Below are 256 nucleotides of genomic sequence, written 5' to 3' on the forward strand. Positions count from 1 at the left end.
GTTGAAATGCAGCTGTGCTTTGCCGCCTTCGACCCGGTAGGTGTCTTGCAGGCCGTTTAGCTCGAGGCTACCCGCGGTGATGGGTGCGCCTTGAATCTTCTGGATTTCGACCCGCACGACATCGCTGTCGGCCTTGCTGTACACGCTGTTTTGCCCGTAGTTAGGCACCACTTCGTTGCGCGTGTTGAGCTCGCCCATCAAGTAACCGGCGTTAGCTTTCGCCACCTTTTGCGCCAGCAGGAACGGCCAGATGTTG

1 protein-coding gene is annotated in these 256 nt (G+C 58.2%); it reads right to left on the bottom strand.

Features of this window, described 5'->3' with window-relative positions; all coding sequences use genetic code 11:
* The coding region (locus tag AC0IW9_RS31265) for a hypothetical protein (protein WP_471652183.1) at positions 1 to 256 on the bottom strand (256 nt) is incomplete at both ends.

The organism is Belnapia sp. AC561, assembly GCF_979252845.1.